At 65.1% G+C, this 16,040-nt stretch carries 24 protein-coding genes and 1 tRNA gene; 21 read left to right on the top strand and 4 right to left on the bottom strand.

The window, feature by feature from the left end:
- Nucleotides 1-34: 34 nt before the first annotated feature.
- Nucleotides 35-463: a nitroreductase family deazaflavin-dependent oxidoreductase gene (locus ACIRRA_RS13585; protein ID WP_402767114.1), complete on the bottom strand. Its 429-nt coding sequence runs from the start codon at nucleotides 461-463 to the stop codon at nucleotides 35-37.
- 132 nt (nucleotides 464-595) lie between these two features.
- Between ACIRRA_RS13585 and ACIRRA_RS13580 the strand changes: the two genes are divergently transcribed.
- From ACIRRA_RS13580 to ACIRRA_RS13565, 4 genes are all read left to right on the top strand, one after another.
- Nucleotides 596-973, top strand: a complete 378-nt coding sequence (locus ACIRRA_RS13580) for a DUF4234 domain-containing protein (protein ID WP_402767112.1) — start codon at nucleotides 596-598, stop codon at nucleotides 971-973.
- A gap of 72 nt (nucleotides 974-1,045) precedes the next feature.
- A tRNA-Ile gene (locus ACIRRA_RS13575) sits at nucleotides 1,046-1,119 on the top strand.
- A gap of 23 nt (nucleotides 1,120-1,142) precedes the next feature.
- Nucleotides 1,143-2,153 carry a tyrosine-type recombinase/integrase gene (locus tag ACIRRA_RS13570; RefSeq protein WP_402767110.1) on the top strand — a complete coding sequence of 337 codons (1,011 nt, stop codon included), beginning with the start codon at nucleotides 1,143-1,145 and terminating at the stop codon, nucleotides 2,151-2,153.
- Between the two features lie 7 nt (nucleotides 2,154-2,160).
- Nucleotides 2,161-2,757: an AAA family ATPase gene (locus ACIRRA_RS13565; protein ID WP_402767108.1), complete on the top strand. Its 597-nt coding sequence runs from the start codon at nucleotides 2,161-2,163 to the stop codon at nucleotides 2,755-2,757.
- Here ACIRRA_RS13565 and ACIRRA_RS13560 read toward each other — a convergent pair whose 3' ends face one another.
- From ACIRRA_RS13560 to ACIRRA_RS13550, 3 genes are all read right to left on the bottom strand, one after another.
- Complete coding sequence (locus ACIRRA_RS13560) at nucleotides 2,758-3,228, bottom strand: NUDIX hydrolase (RefSeq protein WP_402767105.1); 471 nt, start codon at nucleotides 3,226-3,228, stop codon at nucleotides 2,758-2,760. It lies immediately after the preceding gene.
- Nucleotides 3,229-3,294: 66 nt separating this feature from the next.
- Nucleotides 3,295-3,963 (bottom strand): YdcF family protein, encoded by a 669-nt coding sequence (locus ACIRRA_RS13555; RefSeq protein ID WP_402767103.1) that lies wholly within the window; start codon nucleotides 3,961-3,963, stop codon nucleotides 3,295-3,297.
- A gap of 10 nt (nucleotides 3,964-3,973) precedes the next feature.
- A complete protein-coding gene (locus ACIRRA_RS13550) occupies nucleotides 3,974-4,720 on the bottom strand; it encodes a GntR family transcriptional regulator (protein ID WP_402767100.1) in 747 nt (248 codons plus the stop codon).
- A gap of 252 nt (nucleotides 4,721-4,972) precedes the next feature.
- Between ACIRRA_RS13550 and ACIRRA_RS13545 the strand changes: the two genes are divergently transcribed.
- Genes ACIRRA_RS13545 through ssb form a run of 17 tightly spaced genes read left to right on the top strand, consistent with a single transcriptional unit; the run spans nucleotide 4,973 to nucleotide 15,992 of the window.
- Nucleotides 4,973-5,203 (top strand): helix-turn-helix domain-containing protein, encoded by a 231-nt coding sequence (locus tag ACIRRA_RS13545; RefSeq protein WP_402767097.1) that lies wholly within the window; start codon nucleotides 4,973-4,975, stop codon nucleotides 5,201-5,203.
- Nucleotides 5,200-5,478: a hypothetical protein gene (locus ACIRRA_RS13540; RefSeq protein WP_402767095.1), complete on the top strand. Its 279-nt coding sequence runs from the start codon at nucleotides 5,200-5,202 to the stop codon at nucleotides 5,476-5,478. The genes ACIRRA_RS13545 and ACIRRA_RS13540 overlap by 4 nt, the downstream gene beginning before the upstream one ends.
- Nucleotides 5,475-6,122, top strand: a complete 648-nt coding sequence (locus tag ACIRRA_RS13535) for a hypothetical protein (RefSeq protein WP_402767092.1) — start codon at nucleotides 5,475-5,477, stop codon at nucleotides 6,120-6,122. The genes ACIRRA_RS13540 and ACIRRA_RS13535 overlap by 4 nt, the downstream gene beginning before the upstream one ends.
- Nucleotides 6,123-6,125: 3 nt before the next feature.
- Entirely contained in the window at nucleotides 6,126-6,980 is an 855-nt protein-coding gene (locus tag ACIRRA_RS13530; protein ID WP_402767090.1) for a hypothetical protein, read from the top strand.
- A 44-nt stretch (nucleotides 6,981-7,024) separates the two neighbouring features.
- A complete protein-coding gene (locus ACIRRA_RS13525; RefSeq protein WP_402767087.1) occupies nucleotides 7,025-7,570 on the top strand; it encodes a hypothetical protein in 546 nt (181 codons plus the stop codon).
- Nucleotides 7,567-7,707, top strand: a complete 141-nt coding sequence (locus tag ACIRRA_RS13520; RefSeq protein ID WP_402767084.1) for a hypothetical protein — start codon at nucleotides 7,567-7,569, stop codon at nucleotides 7,705-7,707. Before ACIRRA_RS13525 ends, ACIRRA_RS13520 begins: the two co-directional genes overlap by 4 nt.
- Nucleotides 7,704-7,973: a hypothetical protein gene (locus ACIRRA_RS13515; RefSeq protein WP_402767082.1), complete on the top strand. Its 270-nt coding sequence runs from the start codon at nucleotides 7,704-7,706 to the stop codon at nucleotides 7,971-7,973. The genes ACIRRA_RS13520 and ACIRRA_RS13515 overlap by 4 nt, the downstream gene beginning before the upstream one ends.
- Complete coding sequence (locus ACIRRA_RS13510) at nucleotides 7,970-8,812, top strand: DUF5131 family protein (RefSeq protein ID WP_402767081.1); 843 nt, start codon at nucleotides 7,970-7,972, stop codon at nucleotides 8,810-8,812. The genes ACIRRA_RS13515 and ACIRRA_RS13510 overlap by 4 nt, the downstream gene beginning before the upstream one ends.
- The gene (locus ACIRRA_RS13505) at nucleotides 8,809-9,252 is read left to right on the top strand and encodes a hypothetical protein (protein WP_402767079.1); all 444 of its coding nucleotides are present in this window, start codon (nucleotides 8,809-8,811) and stop codon (nucleotides 9,250-9,252) included. Before ACIRRA_RS13510 ends, ACIRRA_RS13505 begins: the two co-directional genes overlap by 4 nt.
- Nucleotides 9,249-9,962: a hypothetical protein gene (locus ACIRRA_RS13500; RefSeq protein ID WP_402767076.1), complete on the top strand. Its 714-nt coding sequence runs from the start codon at nucleotides 9,249-9,251 to the stop codon at nucleotides 9,960-9,962. Before ACIRRA_RS13505 ends, ACIRRA_RS13500 begins: the two co-directional genes overlap by 4 nt.
- A gap of 2 nt (nucleotides 9,963-9,964) precedes the next feature.
- On the top strand, nucleotides 9,965-12,121 hold the full coding sequence (locus tag ACIRRA_RS13495) for a hypothetical protein (RefSeq protein ID WP_402767074.1): 2,157 nt from the start codon (nucleotides 9,965-9,967) through the stop codon (nucleotides 12,119-12,121).
- The gene (locus tag ACIRRA_RS13490; protein WP_402767071.1) at nucleotides 12,118-12,552 is read left to right on the top strand and encodes a hypothetical protein; all 435 of its coding nucleotides are present in this window, start codon (nucleotides 12,118-12,120) and stop codon (nucleotides 12,550-12,552) included. The genes ACIRRA_RS13495 and ACIRRA_RS13490 overlap by 4 nt, the downstream gene beginning before the upstream one ends.
- Before the next feature lie 34 nt (nucleotides 12,553-12,586).
- Nucleotides 12,587-13,372, top strand: a complete 786-nt coding sequence (locus ACIRRA_RS13485; RefSeq protein ID WP_402767068.1) for a hypothetical protein — start codon at nucleotides 12,587-12,589, stop codon at nucleotides 13,370-13,372.
- On the top strand, nucleotides 13,372-14,121 hold the full coding sequence (locus ACIRRA_RS13480) for a hypothetical protein (protein WP_402767065.1): 750 nt from the start codon (nucleotides 13,372-13,374) through the stop codon (nucleotides 14,119-14,121). Before ACIRRA_RS13485 ends, ACIRRA_RS13480 begins: the two co-directional genes overlap by 1 nt.
- Nucleotides 14,118-14,669, top strand: coding sequence for a hypothetical protein (locus ACIRRA_RS13475; RefSeq protein ID WP_402767062.1), 552 nt, complete (start codon nucleotides 14,118-14,120; stop codon nucleotides 14,667-14,669). The genes ACIRRA_RS13480 and ACIRRA_RS13475 overlap by 4 nt, the downstream gene beginning before the upstream one ends.
- Entirely contained in the window at nucleotides 14,666-15,520 is an 855-nt protein-coding gene (locus ACIRRA_RS13470; RefSeq protein ID WP_402767059.1) for a hypothetical protein, read from the top strand. The genes ACIRRA_RS13475 and ACIRRA_RS13470 overlap by 4 nt, the downstream gene beginning before the upstream one ends.
- On the top strand, nucleotides 15,513-15,992 hold the full coding sequence (gene ssb / locus ACIRRA_RS13465; protein ID WP_402767056.1) for a single-stranded DNA-binding protein: 480 nt from the start codon (nucleotides 15,513-15,515) through the stop codon (nucleotides 15,990-15,992). The genes ACIRRA_RS13470 and ssb overlap by 8 nt, the downstream gene beginning before the upstream one ends.
- Nucleotides 15,993-16,040: the final 48 nt, after the last annotated feature.

Genomic DNA, 16,040 nt, shown 5'->3' with positions numbered 1-16,040 from the left:
GACCCTTACCCGCGAGGTCCACCCGGTACGCGTGTCAGCGGGGCGTGAGTACCACCACGGCGATCGGACGCGAGGTCATCGTCTGGTACTGGGTGTAGCGGCCGTGGTTCACCTTGTCGACGAGCTGGAAGCGGCGCGCGTATTCCGGATCGTCCGGATAGGTGGCCTGCGCGGTGACCGGAATCCGCTTGGTGCCGATCTGAATGTCACAGTCCGCCTTGGCCTTCACATTGGCCAGCCAGCCCGGCGGCCTCGGCGACCCGCCATTGGAGGCGGTGACCAGATAGTCCTGGCCGTCCTGCGCGTAGGTGAGCGCATTGGTGCGCGCCTGGCCGGTCTTGCGGCCGATCGTGCGCAGCAGCAGCGTCGGATTCCCGAACAGCAGCTTGTGCCCGACCAGGCCGTTGCTGTTCTCGTAGATCCACTGATGTGCCTTCAGCACGTTCGCGAACAGACTCGCCATCGTGTTCCTCCCTGCGGTCGTGGACCGCCTCAGATTAGCGCTTCACGATCCGGTCACGATCCTGTGGATACGTTTCCCGAGCCGGTTCGCCCGGAATTACGAAAACTGCACGACGACAGAAGGATTCACCACATGACCACCGCCCTCGCCACGCCGATCAAGTCCCGCAACCCGGTGCTGGTCTGGCTGGTCTGGCCCCTCATCACCCTCGGTATCTACTTCTTCGTCTGGTACTACAAGATCCACAAGGAAATGGCCGAACTCCGCCGCGACCCCGAGGCCCCCGTCGCAGGCCCCCTCCTGGTCATGCTCTTCCTCTCCTGGACCGGTATCGCCGCCATCATCAGCTTCTGGCGCACCGGCACCCGAATCCGCCAATCCCAGGAAGCCGCCGGCCTCGAGGGCACCTGCAACCCCATCCTCGGCTTCGTCCTGAACCTGATCTTCGGCCTCGGCATCCTCTACTACCAGCTCGAACTCAACAAGATCGCCGATAGCTACGCCGTATAGCGAGTCCAAGTGGGCATCGACCCTCCCGAAGCGGTAGCATCTCGCGGAGCCCGCAGTGATCTGAAGCGGTCGGGGGCGGTAGCTCAGTCGGTTAGAGCCGTGGACTCATAATCCATTGGTCGCGGGTTCGAGCCCCGCCCGCCCCACTTTTGGCCTCTGGCCTGCGCGAATGCTGCGCAGTGATCGCGAGGCGGTCGAGTACAAAGCATCGCCAGCTTTGTATTCCGGCGTAGAATCAGTGCGCATGGGGGCGCTAAACCTAGACGATCTCCGGGAACTGAAGGACGACTTCGCCACCGAGCTGCGCCGACGAAACCGCAGCAAGCTCACGATCGACGGCTACCTCGTCCGGATCGACTATTTCATCGAGTTCCTCGTCGAGAACGACCTTCCAACTACCGGCCCGGAGGTCACCCGTGACCACATCGGGGAGTTCATCGAGTCGCTACTGACACGGCCGAACAAGCGCACCGGCAAGCCGCTCACCGCGGAGTACGCCCGCAGCCACTACCGTGCTCTCCAACAATTCTTCAAATACCTTGCCGCCGAAGACATCATCCCCGCCGATCCGTTCGACAAGATGGCGCTGCCCGACGCGCCAGAGCAACTTGTCGAGGTTCCCGCCGACGATGCGCTACGCCAGCTTCTCGCCGAATGCGCCGGCACCGACTTCAACGATCTACGGGACACAGCCATCATCCGTCTGTTCGCCGACACCGGTTGTCGTGCAGGAGAAATCGCCGGACTCAACATCGATGACCTCGACTTCACAGAGAACACGGCGCTGGTCCTCGGCAAGGGCCGCCGACCTCGAACGACCCCGTTCGGCGACAAGACCAGAACCGCGCTCCGCAAGTACCTTCGAGCTCGCGCCAAACACCCGAAAGCCAAGAGAGACGACACCTCGCTCTGGCTGGGCTATCAGGGCCGCATGACCGACCACGGCATCCGCCAAATGCTCGAACGTCGCGCCGCCGCAGCCGGTATTGGCCACATCCATCCCCACCAGTTCCGCCACTGGTTCGCGCACACCTGGCTGGCAAATGGTGGCCAGGAACAAGACCTCATGATGCTGGCGGGCTGGCGCTCCCGCCAGATGCTCGACCGCTACGGAAAATCGGTGGCCGACGAGCGAGCGAAGGCCGCGCACCGCCGTGCCCGGCTCGGGGACAAGCTGTAGGGGTGTGATGGCGATCAACCAGGTTTTGGGCAAAGCGACCCGCGATGCGCTATTCCGTGCCGCCGACGGACTCTCCCATGGCGTAGTCGTCGTATCCGGGTTTCCTGCGGCCGGAAAATCGAGCGTATCCAGATGGCTGGCATCGCAATCCGGTGCATTGGTCTTGGACAAGGACTCCTTCGCGTCCGACCTCGAACAGGCGGTGATGTCCGAGCTCACCGGCAACCCGCACGACCGCGGCAGCGCAATCTATCGACGCGTCGTAGGTCCCCATGTCTACCAAGCCCTTGTGAAGAACGCGCTGATGATTGGCCAGCACCATCTCGTCGTCGTTGACGCACCATTCATCGAATACGTCCGGACAGCAGCCCGCGAAGGGGTGTCACTGGGGACCTACATCAAGACGAAGGCCAACAGCGCGACGGAGACCCGCACGGTGTGGATACACGCTGCGGCGGACGAGATCCAGAAGCGAATGATCCGCCGCGGCGCCGAACGAGACCAGCCGAAGCTCATGGATTGGCCGACCTACCGTGCCGAGGTTTTGGACTCCGGTATCAGCGTGGTTGCGCGCAAGGTCGTCGACTCCGTCGTGATGAACTAATCAGCCAAGGTACGGCTCGGGCCGCTCAGCGTATCCATGCTCGATGCGGAGCCTCATCGACGGATGAATATCGAACTCGTCGAGTGAAGAGCGCGGAACCCATTGCACACGTCGAGATTCCGTACTGGTCGCGAGCTCACCACCGATCGGTCGGCCGCGCAGACAGATCGAGAACTGCTGCCGCACTTCGCCATCGGCGAACGCGACCACGTGTCGCGGATCCGAGTAGATCCCCACCAGTCCGACGATCGTGATGTCGATCCCGGTCTCCTCATGTGTCTCGCGGACCGCGCATTCCGGGACGGACTCGCCGAACTCCAGCGCGCCACCAGGCACAGCCCATAGCCCGTTGTCAGTCCGTTGAATGAGCAGAAGCTGTCCCTGATCGTCTAGGACAAAGGCGGTAGTCGCGACGACTATGTTGTTCGGCTCCGGTGCGTTGAGATCGTTGTAGTAGTCGGTGCGCGCCATCAACGGTCCCGATCATCGAGGTAGAGCGCTGGGTTTCGGCTCACAGGCCAACTGTACGTACGACGCCTACTCGGGAAGCAAGCGGCGGTCGAACCCCGCATCAACCAAGTGCGCAAACGCTTCCTGCACATCGCTGGGCACGACCTGGTCGACAGCCCACCCGTTCGCCGGGTAAACCCAGATACGTTGGGTGTCACCGACGAGCATGTTGATCACGCGGTCCACGTCGCCGATCGTCTCGATGTAGTCATCGAGAGGGAGTGGACGCGATCCGCAGATTACGTCGACTTCGGGCCACCGCTTCCGGCAGATTGCGTAGCTCCGGCGCTGTTGATAGGGGCGGCAGATCAGCATCACCGATTGAACCGGGCCAAGCTCAGGACGACTATCGAACAGCGACCGAGTGAAGTCGATGTTCTCTCCGGTATTGGTCGCCTTGGGCTCGACCAGGATTGCATCGTCGGGAACACCGAGTTCTAACGCAGTCTCACGGAAGTGCACCGCCTCGCCGCGCGGGAACTTATCGATCGTGCCCGGGGCGTTGGCCCCGGTGAACACGACCAGTGGAAACATGCCTTCGTGGTACAGCTCGGCGGTGTAAGTAGCCACACCGGGATCATGGCTGCCCAAGCCGATTCCCACGTCGACAGGCCGCAGCACGTGGTGCATTTGGCTGTACTCCCAGAGGGTCTCGACATCGGAGCGGAGTTCCTCCGGCAGGGTCGTGGTCGGCATCCGCGGTCCTCTACTCGGGAAGTTTGAAGTCGTAAGTCCATGCGAACCGGGATGCCGCATGGACCCCGCGAGCGAACTCGATGAGGAGATCATTCGCAGTGTAGGTCCGACGTTTCAGGATCATCACCGGCTCACCGGAAGGCAATTCGAGGGTGTCGATCTCCTCGGGCGTCGGCATGCGAGCGAACACCGTCTCAGTCATGTGATCAGGTTCGTATCCCTGCAGCGTCAGCACTGCAAATCCACCGCCAGGCCCGGCTGGGCCGGGGGTTGGGTCTACCAGAGGGGTTCCCTCGACGTATTCAGGGATGTAGTAGCTCGTGAGAATGTGGGTGGGTTGACCCGCATCGCGTACCAACCGAGCTCGCTCGTAGACAGGTGAACCGGGCTCCAGTCCAAAGGCTTCCGCAACCTCGGCGTCGGCTTCCACCAACGCAACTGTTTGGGTTTGATCGGTCCGATTCCACGGTCGACCGGATGCCTCACGGTCTGCAATGAAGGCGACCGTGTCGCCGTACTTCCACTTCTTCTTCGAGTAGCGTTCGGCCCCGAGCCGGCGCATGGGCGGGCGTTCGCGGACTACTGTTCCGCGCCGACGGATGGGTGTCACCAAGCCCTCGGCTTCCAGTACGCCAACCGCTTGGCGAATCGTCTTGATGTTGACGCCGTATCGCTCGGACAGCTCTTCTTGCTTGGGAAGCGTTGTCCCAGGCGGATATTCGCCCTGGTTGATGGCATCGCGCAGGTTCGCTGCCACGTCTCGGTATCCGCTCATGTCTCTCGAATGCTCTCTGGTCGCCGGATCGCGGAGGGTTTGCTATTAGAACTAGCCATATTCTATCAATCAACACATTCGGCCACTTAGAGCTGGTCCTATAGATCCGACTCCTTGGCGGTGCTTCAATAGAACCAGCCCTAATGGCGTCTACTGCAAGGGGTGTTCCAGTGGGGCCATTCACGCGGAGATGACAGCCATTTCCGCTCTTTTCCACCAAGGAGAGTGAGTCTGTTGGTTACCACCGACCGACCGTCCTTCGACCCGCCTAGAGCGCAGAATCTGATCAGTCTCAAGACTGCTGCGGCCCTCGTCGAAGTCGATCCGAGAACCATCAAGAACTGGATCAAATCCGGTGACTTGCAAGGGTTTCGGGTAAAAGGCCGCATGTGGCGGATTGATCGCGAGGAGCTTCTAGGGCTGGCACGACCAGTTGCTCCGAAACCCACGGGCGGTGCGGCATGACCACGCCCAACGATCGGGTTCTTCAAGCTCGGATCGCCGCCCATGCTTCGTGGGCGAAGACCGACGATCGGGCGGCGCGAACGGCCAAGGCGCGCAAGGCGATGGAGAGCAAGTTCGAGAAGCAGGTCGATCCGGACGGCGTACTACCGCCGGATGAGCGTGCTCGTCGTGCTGAGCATGCGCGCAAAGCGCACTACACCCGATTGGCCCTGAAATCCGCACAGGCCCGTCGGCGCAGGTCCCGGGGCTCCGACAAAGGCGGTGCAGCCCAATGACTCTCACCATCGAGACCGCGCAAGAGCTGACCGAACGAATCAAGGCCGGAGTCGAGGTGGTCTGGGGACTTGTCACACAGGCATACCTCGATCGGGTGTGGAAGACCCTGGGCTACAGCTCTTGGGATGAATACTGCACCAAAGAATTCGGCAGCTGTCGGCTGCAGCTCCCCCGGGAGGAACGCCAGGAGATCGTGGCATCGATGCGTGAGCTCGGCATGAGCACTCGCGCGATCGCAGCGGCGACCGGCTTGAGCGTCGGGACTGTTCACAACGAAGCGACAGGTGTTCAAAATCGAACACCTGACTCGGTGGTCGGTTACGACGGCAAGGCGTACCGGTCGAAACCCGTTGAGCGAGAGCCTGTTGCATCACTCGATGGTGGTTCGTCCGAAGATCCTGCCGATAAGGCCACGCCACCTGCCCGCCGCCGTCGTCCGATCGTCGAGGCATTCGACGCGGTGCGGTATGACCTGCTCAAGCGGGCCGAATCACTCGCGCGATTGGCGGCCGACGACCGGTTCGACCGCAACGCCGAGCAACTGGCGCATCGCTACCGCTTTGACCTTATCCAGGCGCGCGACGCCATCCAGGCCGTCATCGACCGCCTGCCCACCCCCACAACGGATTCCCAGGAGGGATGACCCATGTACCTTGTGAACCCCGACGATGCCGGTAGCCAGCCCGGTGACCGTGTGATCAGTGAAGTCGTCGAGATCGATGGCCCGATGGCGCGGCAGATGCTGGAGCTGAATCCGAACAACCGTCCGCTGCGTCAGGCGCGGGTGCAGCAGTACTACGACGACATGGTCTCGGGCCGTTGGCAGTTCAACGGCGAGCCGATCAAGTTCAGCTCCGATGGCGAGCTGTTGGATGGGCAGCACCGCTTGGCGGCGATCGCTCGCACCAGTGGCATGAAGTTTCCGATCCTGGTGGTACGCAACCTGTCTCGCGAGACCCAGGTGACGATGGATCAGGGTGCCAAACGTACCCCTGCCGATCAGCTCACCATTTCCGGGATCCGGGGCCACAACACGACAATGGTGGCCGCCGCCTTGCGGGTCTATATCCCGTGGCTGGAAGGCAACCTGTTCAGCGACCACACCAACGTCGTGTCGACCACGCGGATCGTGGAGTTCGCGACGGTCTATCCCGAGGTGGTGGCGCTGGCCGAGCGGTTCACCTCGGTGGCGTCACGGTTGAAGTGCCGTCCCGCGGTGGCGTGCGCGGTGCTGATCCGGTTGACCGAGGTCGACGAGGACGCCGCAGCGGAGTTCCTGCGGTTGTGGGACAGCCTGGTGGGGCTGCCGGCGGGCTCGCCGATCTTGGCGCTGCGGCAGCGGCTGGATCACCTGCACACCAACAGGATCCGCACCAATGATCGGGATCAGATCGGACTGGTCGTGTGGGCCTGGAATCTGTGGCGGCGCGGCAAGACGGTGTCGAAGTTGCAGCGCCCCAAGGGTGGGTTCACCAAGGACAACTTCCCGGAGCCGAGATGACCACCCCACCAACAAATCCCGGAACCAGCAGAAAGAACAAGGCCATGAGCGACGCGGATCGGTACCGGTTGCAATGGGCGGTCGAGCGGGCCGTGCACGAGGAGCTGCGCGCGCAGTTCGGTAAGGGCGCGGTGGTGATGCGCTCGATCGGCGCGGGCCTGTCCTCGAACATGCCGGATCCGGTCGACCCCGTGCAGGGCATCGACGTCGCGATCCGGACTGTGCGGCAGGCCGAGCGGCTGCTGGATCGGTACGTGCGGCAGGCCCGCGCGCTGGGTCGATCGTGGAAGCAGATCGGCGAAGCACTGGATCTGGACATGATCGACGGAGATCCGGCCGAGCGGGCGTTCGAGTACGTCACGGCCGAGCCGGACAGGTTCGATTCCCGGCGGATGACCTGGCGGTGTGGCTCCTGCGACCGGTTGATCAGTGATTACGGGCCGTACACCGGTCCCAGCGATAGCGAAGAGGGACATACGGATTCGTGCATCCGCCATCGAGCGGAGATCGCCGCCCAGGAACGCCTGTGGGCCGAGATCGACGAGCACGACGGCGAGGCCGTGGAGAACGAATGGCGGTGCCAGGAATGATGCGCGCCATTTGGTTCTCGGTCACCGCGACGGCGGTGGTGTGGACGTTGTTCACCGCGTTCGGATTGCTGGCGCTGGCGGTCGTGATTGGCGGCACCGCGGGACTGTTGCTGCGGCGGCGGGGGGTGCTGCGGTGAATGCCCTGTTCCACTATCACGGCCCGGAGTACGACGTCACCGCGGTGTATCAGCCGTTGTGGTTCGTCGCGCCGCCGTTGCGGCTGGCAATCCTCGCGGTGCTGGTGGTGATCGGCGCAGTCGCGTGCACCGCGGTGTGGGTGGCGGAACCAACGTATGTTCCCTCGCCGAACATCTGCCGCGCTGACGAGATCACCCGCACCGACTGCATCCACCCCACGCCCACCGTCTCGTTGTGGCCCGTGGGTTCGGGGGTGACGCGATGAGCGGGATCGAGTGGACCGAAGTCACCTGGAATCCGGTGACCGGCTGCGATCGGATCAGCGCGGGCTGTGATCACTGCTATGCGCTGGCGATGGCGCGGCGGCTGAATGCGATGGGTGCGGCCAAGTATCAGCGTGACGGGGATCCCCGCACGTCCGGGCCGGGGTTCGCGGTCACGACGCATCCTGCCGCGCTGGAGATTCCGCGTCGGTGGCCTCGGCCGCGGCTGGTGTTCGTCAATTCGATGTCGGATCTATTCCACGGGCAGGTGGGCGAGGACTTCGTGCACGCGGTGTTCGAGGTGATCGCCGCGACCCCGCAGCACACCTATCAGGTGTTGACCAAGCGGCCGGGCCGGGTGCGGCGGCTGGTCGAGCGTGGTCTGGTGTTCCCGCCGAATCTGTGGCTGGGGACCTCGGTGGAGAACGGCGCGGTGACCCACCGCATCGATGCTCTGCTGAAAGTCCCTGCGGCGGTGCGGTTCCTGTCGTGTGAGCCGTTGATCGGTCCGTTGGATATCGACCGGTTCCTGTTCCCGGATTCCTGTCCGGACGGGTGTGGGTGCCGCCGCCCGCAGGACGCGGACTGTTTCGAATGCGCCTGTGGCGGTGCGTGCGCCGACTGGCAGCCGCGGCCGGCGTTGGACTGGGTGATCGTGGGCGGTGAGTCCGGTCCGCATGCGCGCGTGATGGCTGCGGATTGGGCGCGGGATCTGCGTGATCAGTGTGTCGAGGCCGGCGTGCCGTTCTTCTTCAAGCAGTGGGGCGGGCGTACACCGAAGGCCGCGGGCCGCGAGCTCGACGGCTTGGCATGGGACCAGATGCCGGAGGTGACGCGATGACCGCGGCATCGACTGACCCGCACGAGGGCCTGAACCCGGTCACCGTGGCCGCCGGGCGGCGCTGGAACGCCTTGACCGACGAGCAGCGCGATTACGCAGTGGGGTTCTTGTCCGGGTGGGCACCAGAAGTTCTGATCGCCGCAGCTGACAAGGCTGTCGAGACCGATCAACTGATCGGTGCCGTCGATGGAATCTTCGCTGCCGACACCGAGATCCAGTCCACGGCCGTGCCGATCACTGACGAGCAGCACTACCAGCACGAGGCGCTGTCCACCCGGGCCAACGAGGCGATTCATGAGTTATCCGAGGTCGAAGCCTATTTCGTGCTCGGCTGGTTTTGCGAGGAATCCCCACAGCAAGTGATCGACGCCGCCCAGCGTGCCCGCACTTGGTCGGCCCGTCGGCAGTGCGGCTCACGTCGATGGGAGGCCCAGCAATGACCAGCGCGCGCAATGCCATGTTCTGGGAGTGGTCGGCGCAGCAGTACGCGGTACCGATCGGGCTGGCCGCCGAGGTGTGCGAGGTCGCGCTCAACCGCATGTACGAGCTGGCGCATGGCTGGAAGCGGGCGGGGTTCGTGCACACCGGGCGGTTCCCGTCGATGGGACCGGGCGGGGTGTGGTCGAACACGTTGTGGCTGTGGACAACCCGCGAAACCACTTGGAGTTTCACCGGTTTCGACCCGGGTCCGTGGTCACCGCGCCTGTCCACGGTCAACCACCTGCGCGCCCTGGGCGAGCTGAGGCTGGCGCTGACAGGCCGCGAGCTGGATCCGCAGGTGTGGACCAGTGAGCGGCTGCTGCGCCGGCGCGGTGCGTACCTGTGGGAGGCGGGTGCCACACGTGACCACGTCCATGACGGCGAGTTCCGTGATGGTGCGGGGGATCGGTGGGCGGTCGAGGTGGAGCTGACCCGCAAGCGTGGCGGGGGCCGGTTGGCGGAGACGGTGCGTGCCGCATTGGAGGCCGCACGCACCCGAAACCTGTCCGGCGTCGTCTATTTCACCCGCGGCACCGACGTCCGCCAGGGTCTCGACACCGCGGTGGCCGAGCTCGCCGACGCCGGACACGGCGAGCTTCTGCACACCCTCGACATCCGTGACCTCGACCAATTCCTTTCCGGCTCAAACGATTCGAAAGAGGTGAGCTGACAATGACCTGTTATCCGTTCCAACCCGATTGCGGCTACACCCCGCCGGCGGTACCAGGGTGGACCATGCTGCCCGCACCCACAACCACCCCGGAACCCACCGTCGCTGCTTTGGCACAGCCCACAGTGCCGCCCTCGCCGACCAAGGCGACAGGGTTGCCGCAAGTGCTCGGGGCCGAGAAGCCGCCCGGGGTGCCGTCCGGGGTACCGGATCTTCCGGCGGGCTGGGAAAACCATTGGACCCTGCACCTGCCGACCGCGCACGCGGTGTCCGAAGCCGCACAGGTGCTTTCGACCGGGGGTGCGTTCAGCACGGTGTCGGGGGCGGCGCTGTTGACCGCGGCGACGATTTGGCGGTGGCATCCGGCGCGGCTGCGCAACCTCGCGCTCGGGTCGGCGGTGATGCCCGCGACCGCGATGGTGCAGCAGTGGACGCCGACCGCGCCCCTGCACGCGTTCACTCAGGGCGCGCAGGTAGCCGCCGGCGGGTGGTGGCCTGGTGGTGCGGTGGGGATGGCGGTGCTCGGGGTTCCGGTGGCGTGGTCGATTTCGGCGTGGCTGTGGTCGCGCTACTACCACCGTCTGGTGACCGTCGGGCATCGCTCGCCGGACAAGACCGCCCGCATCGCGCGCCGCTTCGATGATGCCGACGCTGCCGCGGCACGGCGTGCGGTGCGGTATCCGACACCGCTGGTCCTGCCCGGCAAGGTCGTCCTTGGACGCTGCTCGCACGTCGGCGATAACCGCCATCGCAGTGTGCTGGGGTTCCTGGCGCAGCGGCGCGAGCATTGGCTGGCGATCCCGACCAAGGCCGTCGATGAGCACCTGGTGATCACCGGTGACAGCGGGTCGGGCAAAACCACGCTGCTGCTGCGGTTTTCGGCGTCCCTGTACGCCCACGACTGGCACCGATACCTGAAAACCCGCAAGGAACGCCCACTGACGGTGTTCGTCGACTGCGGCGGGGACCTGCACACCGGACGACGGTTCGTGCAGACCATGACCCGCCAAGGGGTGGACCCGCGCCGGATCGGCCTGTTCCCGATCACCACCCGCCTGGATGCCTACGGCATGGACAAGCCGGAGATGGCCGAGACGTTCCAGGCGATGCTGTGCCCGGCACCGGCCACCGACGCCAGCCAGGTGCATTTCGAGAACAACCGCCGCCGCGTGATCTCCCTCGTGGTCGGGACCGCCAGATCCGATGCGGGCGTGGTTGTTGCGAAACCCACCTCACGCGAGGAGCTGTTCAAACGCCTGACCACCAGCGAGCTGAAGAAGCTCTACGCCAAGGACAAGGCGATCTGCGAGGAGATCGACGCGCTGAACGAGTCCAAGCCGCCCGCGGTGGCGGATGTGGCGGGGAAGCTGCGGGATCTGTTCGAAACCCTCGGCGAATCCTTCGAAGGCGGCCGAGCGATCGGTGATTTCGATGCCCTCTACATTTGCGCGCCCGGCACGACAAGGAAGGAGACCGCGCGGGCGCAGGTGGCGGCGGTGTTGGCGATGGTGATGCAGTACGCCGCCTCGAATCATGATCGGCGGATCCGCTTGATCGTGGACGAAGCCTCCGCCCTCGCCGACGCCAAGGGCGATATCGGGGCGATCAACATCATCGAACGTGCCCGCAAACTGCGGTGCTCGATGATCTACGCCGCCCAGTCCTTCCAAGGGCTCGGGTCCAGCGAGGACGAATGCCACCGCATCGTGAACTCGACCTCCGGCGGGTGGATCGGGATGCGCGGCACCGGTCAATCGCAGCTGTGCGAGAAGTACGGCACCCGCACCGTGTGGGAGTCCTCCCGACATCTCGAAGGTTCCCGGCTCGGGGCGGAAGGCACCCTCAACACCTCCGAGACGATGCTGGTGCACCCGAACAAGCTGCGCCGCTTCGAACCCGGCCAGGCGGTCTACGTCAAAGGGCTGCGCGCGATCTGGGGGCAGGTCGCCCCACTCGATCTCGACGAACTGCCCGTCCTGCCCTACCCGGACTGGGCACGCCGGGAACCCGAACCCGACCACACCATCACTTCAGTGAAAACGGCAGTGCCGCAGCAGAAGTCCGCACAGTCACAGCCGACAGCGCGTCGTGCCGAGATCGGGCAGCCGCCGCGGCGACGCCCGAAACCCACCCCGAAGAAGAAGGAGGAACAGGAATGAACCCCGACGAGGACGAGCCGGACCTGGGTATCGATTGGGACCGGCAATTGTGGGAGCCATTGCAGGAGTTGCTGACCGCCTGCGATATCGATCCCGACACCGCCTACGGACCCAGCGGTCGAGAGCTGCTGCGGCAGCGCGTCCTGCACGCCCGCGCCGCCATGACCGCCACGGCGGTCGTGACTCCCGCGCTGATCGCGGTGGCTGCGACCGGTGCGCCGGCGACCGCGACCGTCCCGGTCAGCGCGTGGGGGCTCGGGTGGATCGGGTACGGCATCTGGCTCAGCGCCGGATCCCCCCGCGCTGTCGTCGTGCTCCGCGGCACCGGGACCGTGGTCAGCGCGGTGTGGCGGTGGCTCACCCGCACCGAACCCGCCCCATCCGGGCCGATGGTGCGGCCCGAACCGGCGGTCGATCTGCCGCCGTTCTGATCCGAATCGATCGAAAACCCAAGGAGAACAACCCATGTGGCGAAACCCCTTCAAGCGGGAAGACCATTCCCAATGCGGGCCGCAGATCGTGTATCTGCCGGCCCCCGCCGAACCGTCCTACGAGGAAACCCATTACAAGGTCTACAACCGCGAAGACCTACGCAAGGCGTTCTATCGGCTGCAGAAGTACGTGGTCGACGATGTCCAAGAATGGGGGTGGTCCGAGGACGCGGACAGGATCCGCTACAGCCTGTCTCGCACAACCGATCTCACCGGCACTGAGAGCTGGCAGGCACGCCAGGTCCTGGACCGGATCGAACACGCCGCGCACTGCGACATGACCTTCCAGCCCGACCCCTGGGCGCTGATCACCGACACCGCGCAGTACGAGCAGTGGAAGACCGACAAGGAACGTGTGCGTGACCTGGTTCCGACGTTGGCGTTGCGCGATGAGGAGGAGTTCCGGCTCGGTCCAGTGATGGGTCGTGAGCAGTTGTTCGAGGCGTTCGAGCGGCTGCCGCAGGAATCAGCGGACGGCTATCTGGGGTCGGGCTGGTCGCTGTCAGTGTCGCGGATCCGCTACACCCTCGACCACGGCGACGCCCTGGACACCGAGGAGACCGACCGTGCCCGCGCTCTCGTCAGTGGCATCGAGTCCCAGGCGCTGTATGGGTGGGAGTGCCCCGACGCCAACCCGGCTTCGGTGATCAGCGATCGGCAGAGCTTCCAGAGCTGGGTGGAAAGTAGCTACACATCACACCGCGAGCCGGAACCCGCTCGGCAGGTGCCGCCGCCCCTGTTCCAGCAAGGGGGTCAGTGATGACGGGTTCGGAAGTCGACGAGATCAGCCAGGAAACCGGACGATCGGTGTCCCGGGTGATGAGTGCGTGGATGCAACTGCGCTACGCCCTCACCACCCGCGGCGGAAGAGACCACAACGCGCGCACCATGATCCTGGCGCAAGCCGCGCAGGTGCGTGAACTGACCGCCGAGAAGAATCGTCTGCTGATCGAGGTGGCCGCGGCCGTCGAGCAACAGACCGGGCTCGCACAGAAATTGGAGGCTGCGCGAGCCCGCCACGACGAACCCGAAGCCGGGTACGCGACCAGCGAGGACTACGTCCGCGCGCTCAATGCCGGGGAAGCGCAGTTGCCGCTGTGGCAGCGCATCGAGCACTACAGCGAAATGCTCGCCGAACGTGGACCCTACGAAGACGAAACCGCCGAGCAGGCAGCCCAAGTCACCGAGGATATCGACCGGTATCGGCAGAGCATCCTCGATGACGCCGAACAGCTACCCGCGGGGCACCGACAGATGGCGCGGATCGCGGTCCACGAGATCTCCTGGTGGGCCGGCGTCGACGAAGAGGCCACCGAGACCGAGCACGCCGACGCGCAGTACACCGACACCGAAGCCCTCGACTATCCGGCCGAAATCATCGAGGCACCACCGGACTGCGCCGATGCTCCGCCGATCGACGGCTATGTGTACGAGGAACCCGCTGGACCAGCGAACGAGGTGGTCTACCGGCCCTGGCAGGAACCGCCGCAGATGGAGGCCGAGTCATGACCGCGGCGCGACGCCAGGGCGTGAACACGGCCGTGCGGGAATGGATGTGGCAGGCGTTCACCCGCATCCGAGGACTGCACGAGCAGATGGATGCCACCACCGATCCGGTCGTGCAGCAACAGCTATCCGATGAATCTGAGATGCTGGCCGCGCCCTGGGAGGCTTCGCCTCGATTCGCGGCGGACTGGCGGCAGCTGTGGTGGGACAACCCCGCCCAATCCACGGACGCGGTACCGGCGACATTCACGCGGATGGAGGCTGAACGCGACGGGCTCGCGATCCGGCTCGCCGACGCCGAGGCCGAGCGGGATCGCCTGCGCTTGGACAACGCCACGCTGCGGGTCGATCGAGCCGAGCTCGCCGGCCAGCTGGTCCACGCACTCGATGAACGGGATCGGTTGCAGCACTTGGTGCACGAGCTGGAAGTCGAGGTCGACGACGCCCTCGATCTCGCGGCCCCGCACGTGCTCGACGCTGAGCATGAACGGCTGATCACCCGCATCCCCTGCCAGGGCGCACCGCGACCGCAGGTGGTGATGCAGCAATGAGCATCCATCTACGTGGTGATCGTGTGGCGGCATGGTCGGGGTTCGTGTTCGGCTCCGTGCTCAGCGTGGCCGCAAACTGGCTCCACACCTGGCTACCCGCCGACCACATGCCCCACGGATGGCGGCCGGACATCGCCGCGCAAATCGGGTCCGCGGTCTGGCCCGTCGCCCTGCTGATCTCGGTCGAGGTGCTGTCCCGGGTACGGTGGCAACCCGGATTCTGGTGGCAGCTGGCCCGATACGGCGGCGCTGGCACCGTCGCACTCGGGTCCGCGATCATCTCCTACGGGCACGTCCACGATGTGCTGGACCGGTGGGGATACGGCAGCCTCGGTGCCGGGGTCGGCCCGCTCGTGCTCGACGGGCTGATGGTGGTCTCCGGGTTCGCGTTGCTGGCCATGACCGAGCCTGCCGAATCGGCGACCACCGCAACAGAATCGGCACCAGGCATCCCCGACGATGGGGCCGAGCCGCCTGCCGATTCGGCACCCACGCCTACCAGCGAGGCAGCCACCGCACCCAAGACCGGCGGCCGACCGATGGATGATCGTCGTTCCGGCCGTCGGGAGCGGCAGTTGCGGCGAGACCCTGCGGTGGTCGCCCGAGTGCTGGCGTTGGCTGCCGAGCAGGTGCCCGCCACCGTCATCGCCACCACGATCGGCGGCAGCGCCCGCACAGTCGGCCGCATCCTCGCCGAACACCAGCAGTCGACCGTCGAGTCGGCATCCTCGGCAGGCTCGGCCGAGTCGGCATCCGAGACCGCGCCGATCGCGGTGGGGTCCAACAACTTCCGGCTCATCGCCGGGGGATCCGATAACGGAGAAAACAAGGAGAGAACTGATCATGAGTGACAAGATCCAGGCCACGGTGGCGGGCAACCTGACAGCGGACCCGGTGCTGCGGGCGACCCCGAACGGGAACATGGTCGCCCACTTCACCGTCGCCTCGACCCCGCGCACCTACAACCAGGCCAGCAAGCAGTGGGAGGACGGGGAACCGAACTTCATGCGCTGCCAGGTCTGGCGCGACCAGGCCGAGAACGTGGCCGAGTCCCTGCACAAGGGCGACCGGGTCGTGGTGTCGGGAACCCTGCAACAGCGGTCCTACGTCGATCAGGACAACCAGAAACAGACCGTGTGGGAACTGCACGCCGAGGACGTGGCCGCGTCGATGAAGTTCGCTCGCGTCCAGGTCAACCGGCAACGCCAGAACCAGGGTCAGAACCAGCAGGCCGGCGACGGGATCGACGAGTTCAAACCCAACGGCGGCGAGGCGAGGAAGCCCGCCACCGGACGCAAACAGACCATGCAGGCCAGCGCATGAGCAAATAAATCGAGCGAGCTGTACTAAGTCCAGATGGAAATAGGGCGC

It is taken from the genome of Nocardia sp. NPDC101769, from assembly GCF_044766925.1.
Taxonomy (GTDB): Bacteria; Actinomycetota; Actinomycetes; order Mycobacteriales; family Mycobacteriaceae; genus Nocardia.
The sequence above is the reverse complement of the archived record's forward strand: the minus strand, read 5'-3'. Positions and strand labels throughout refer to the sequence as shown.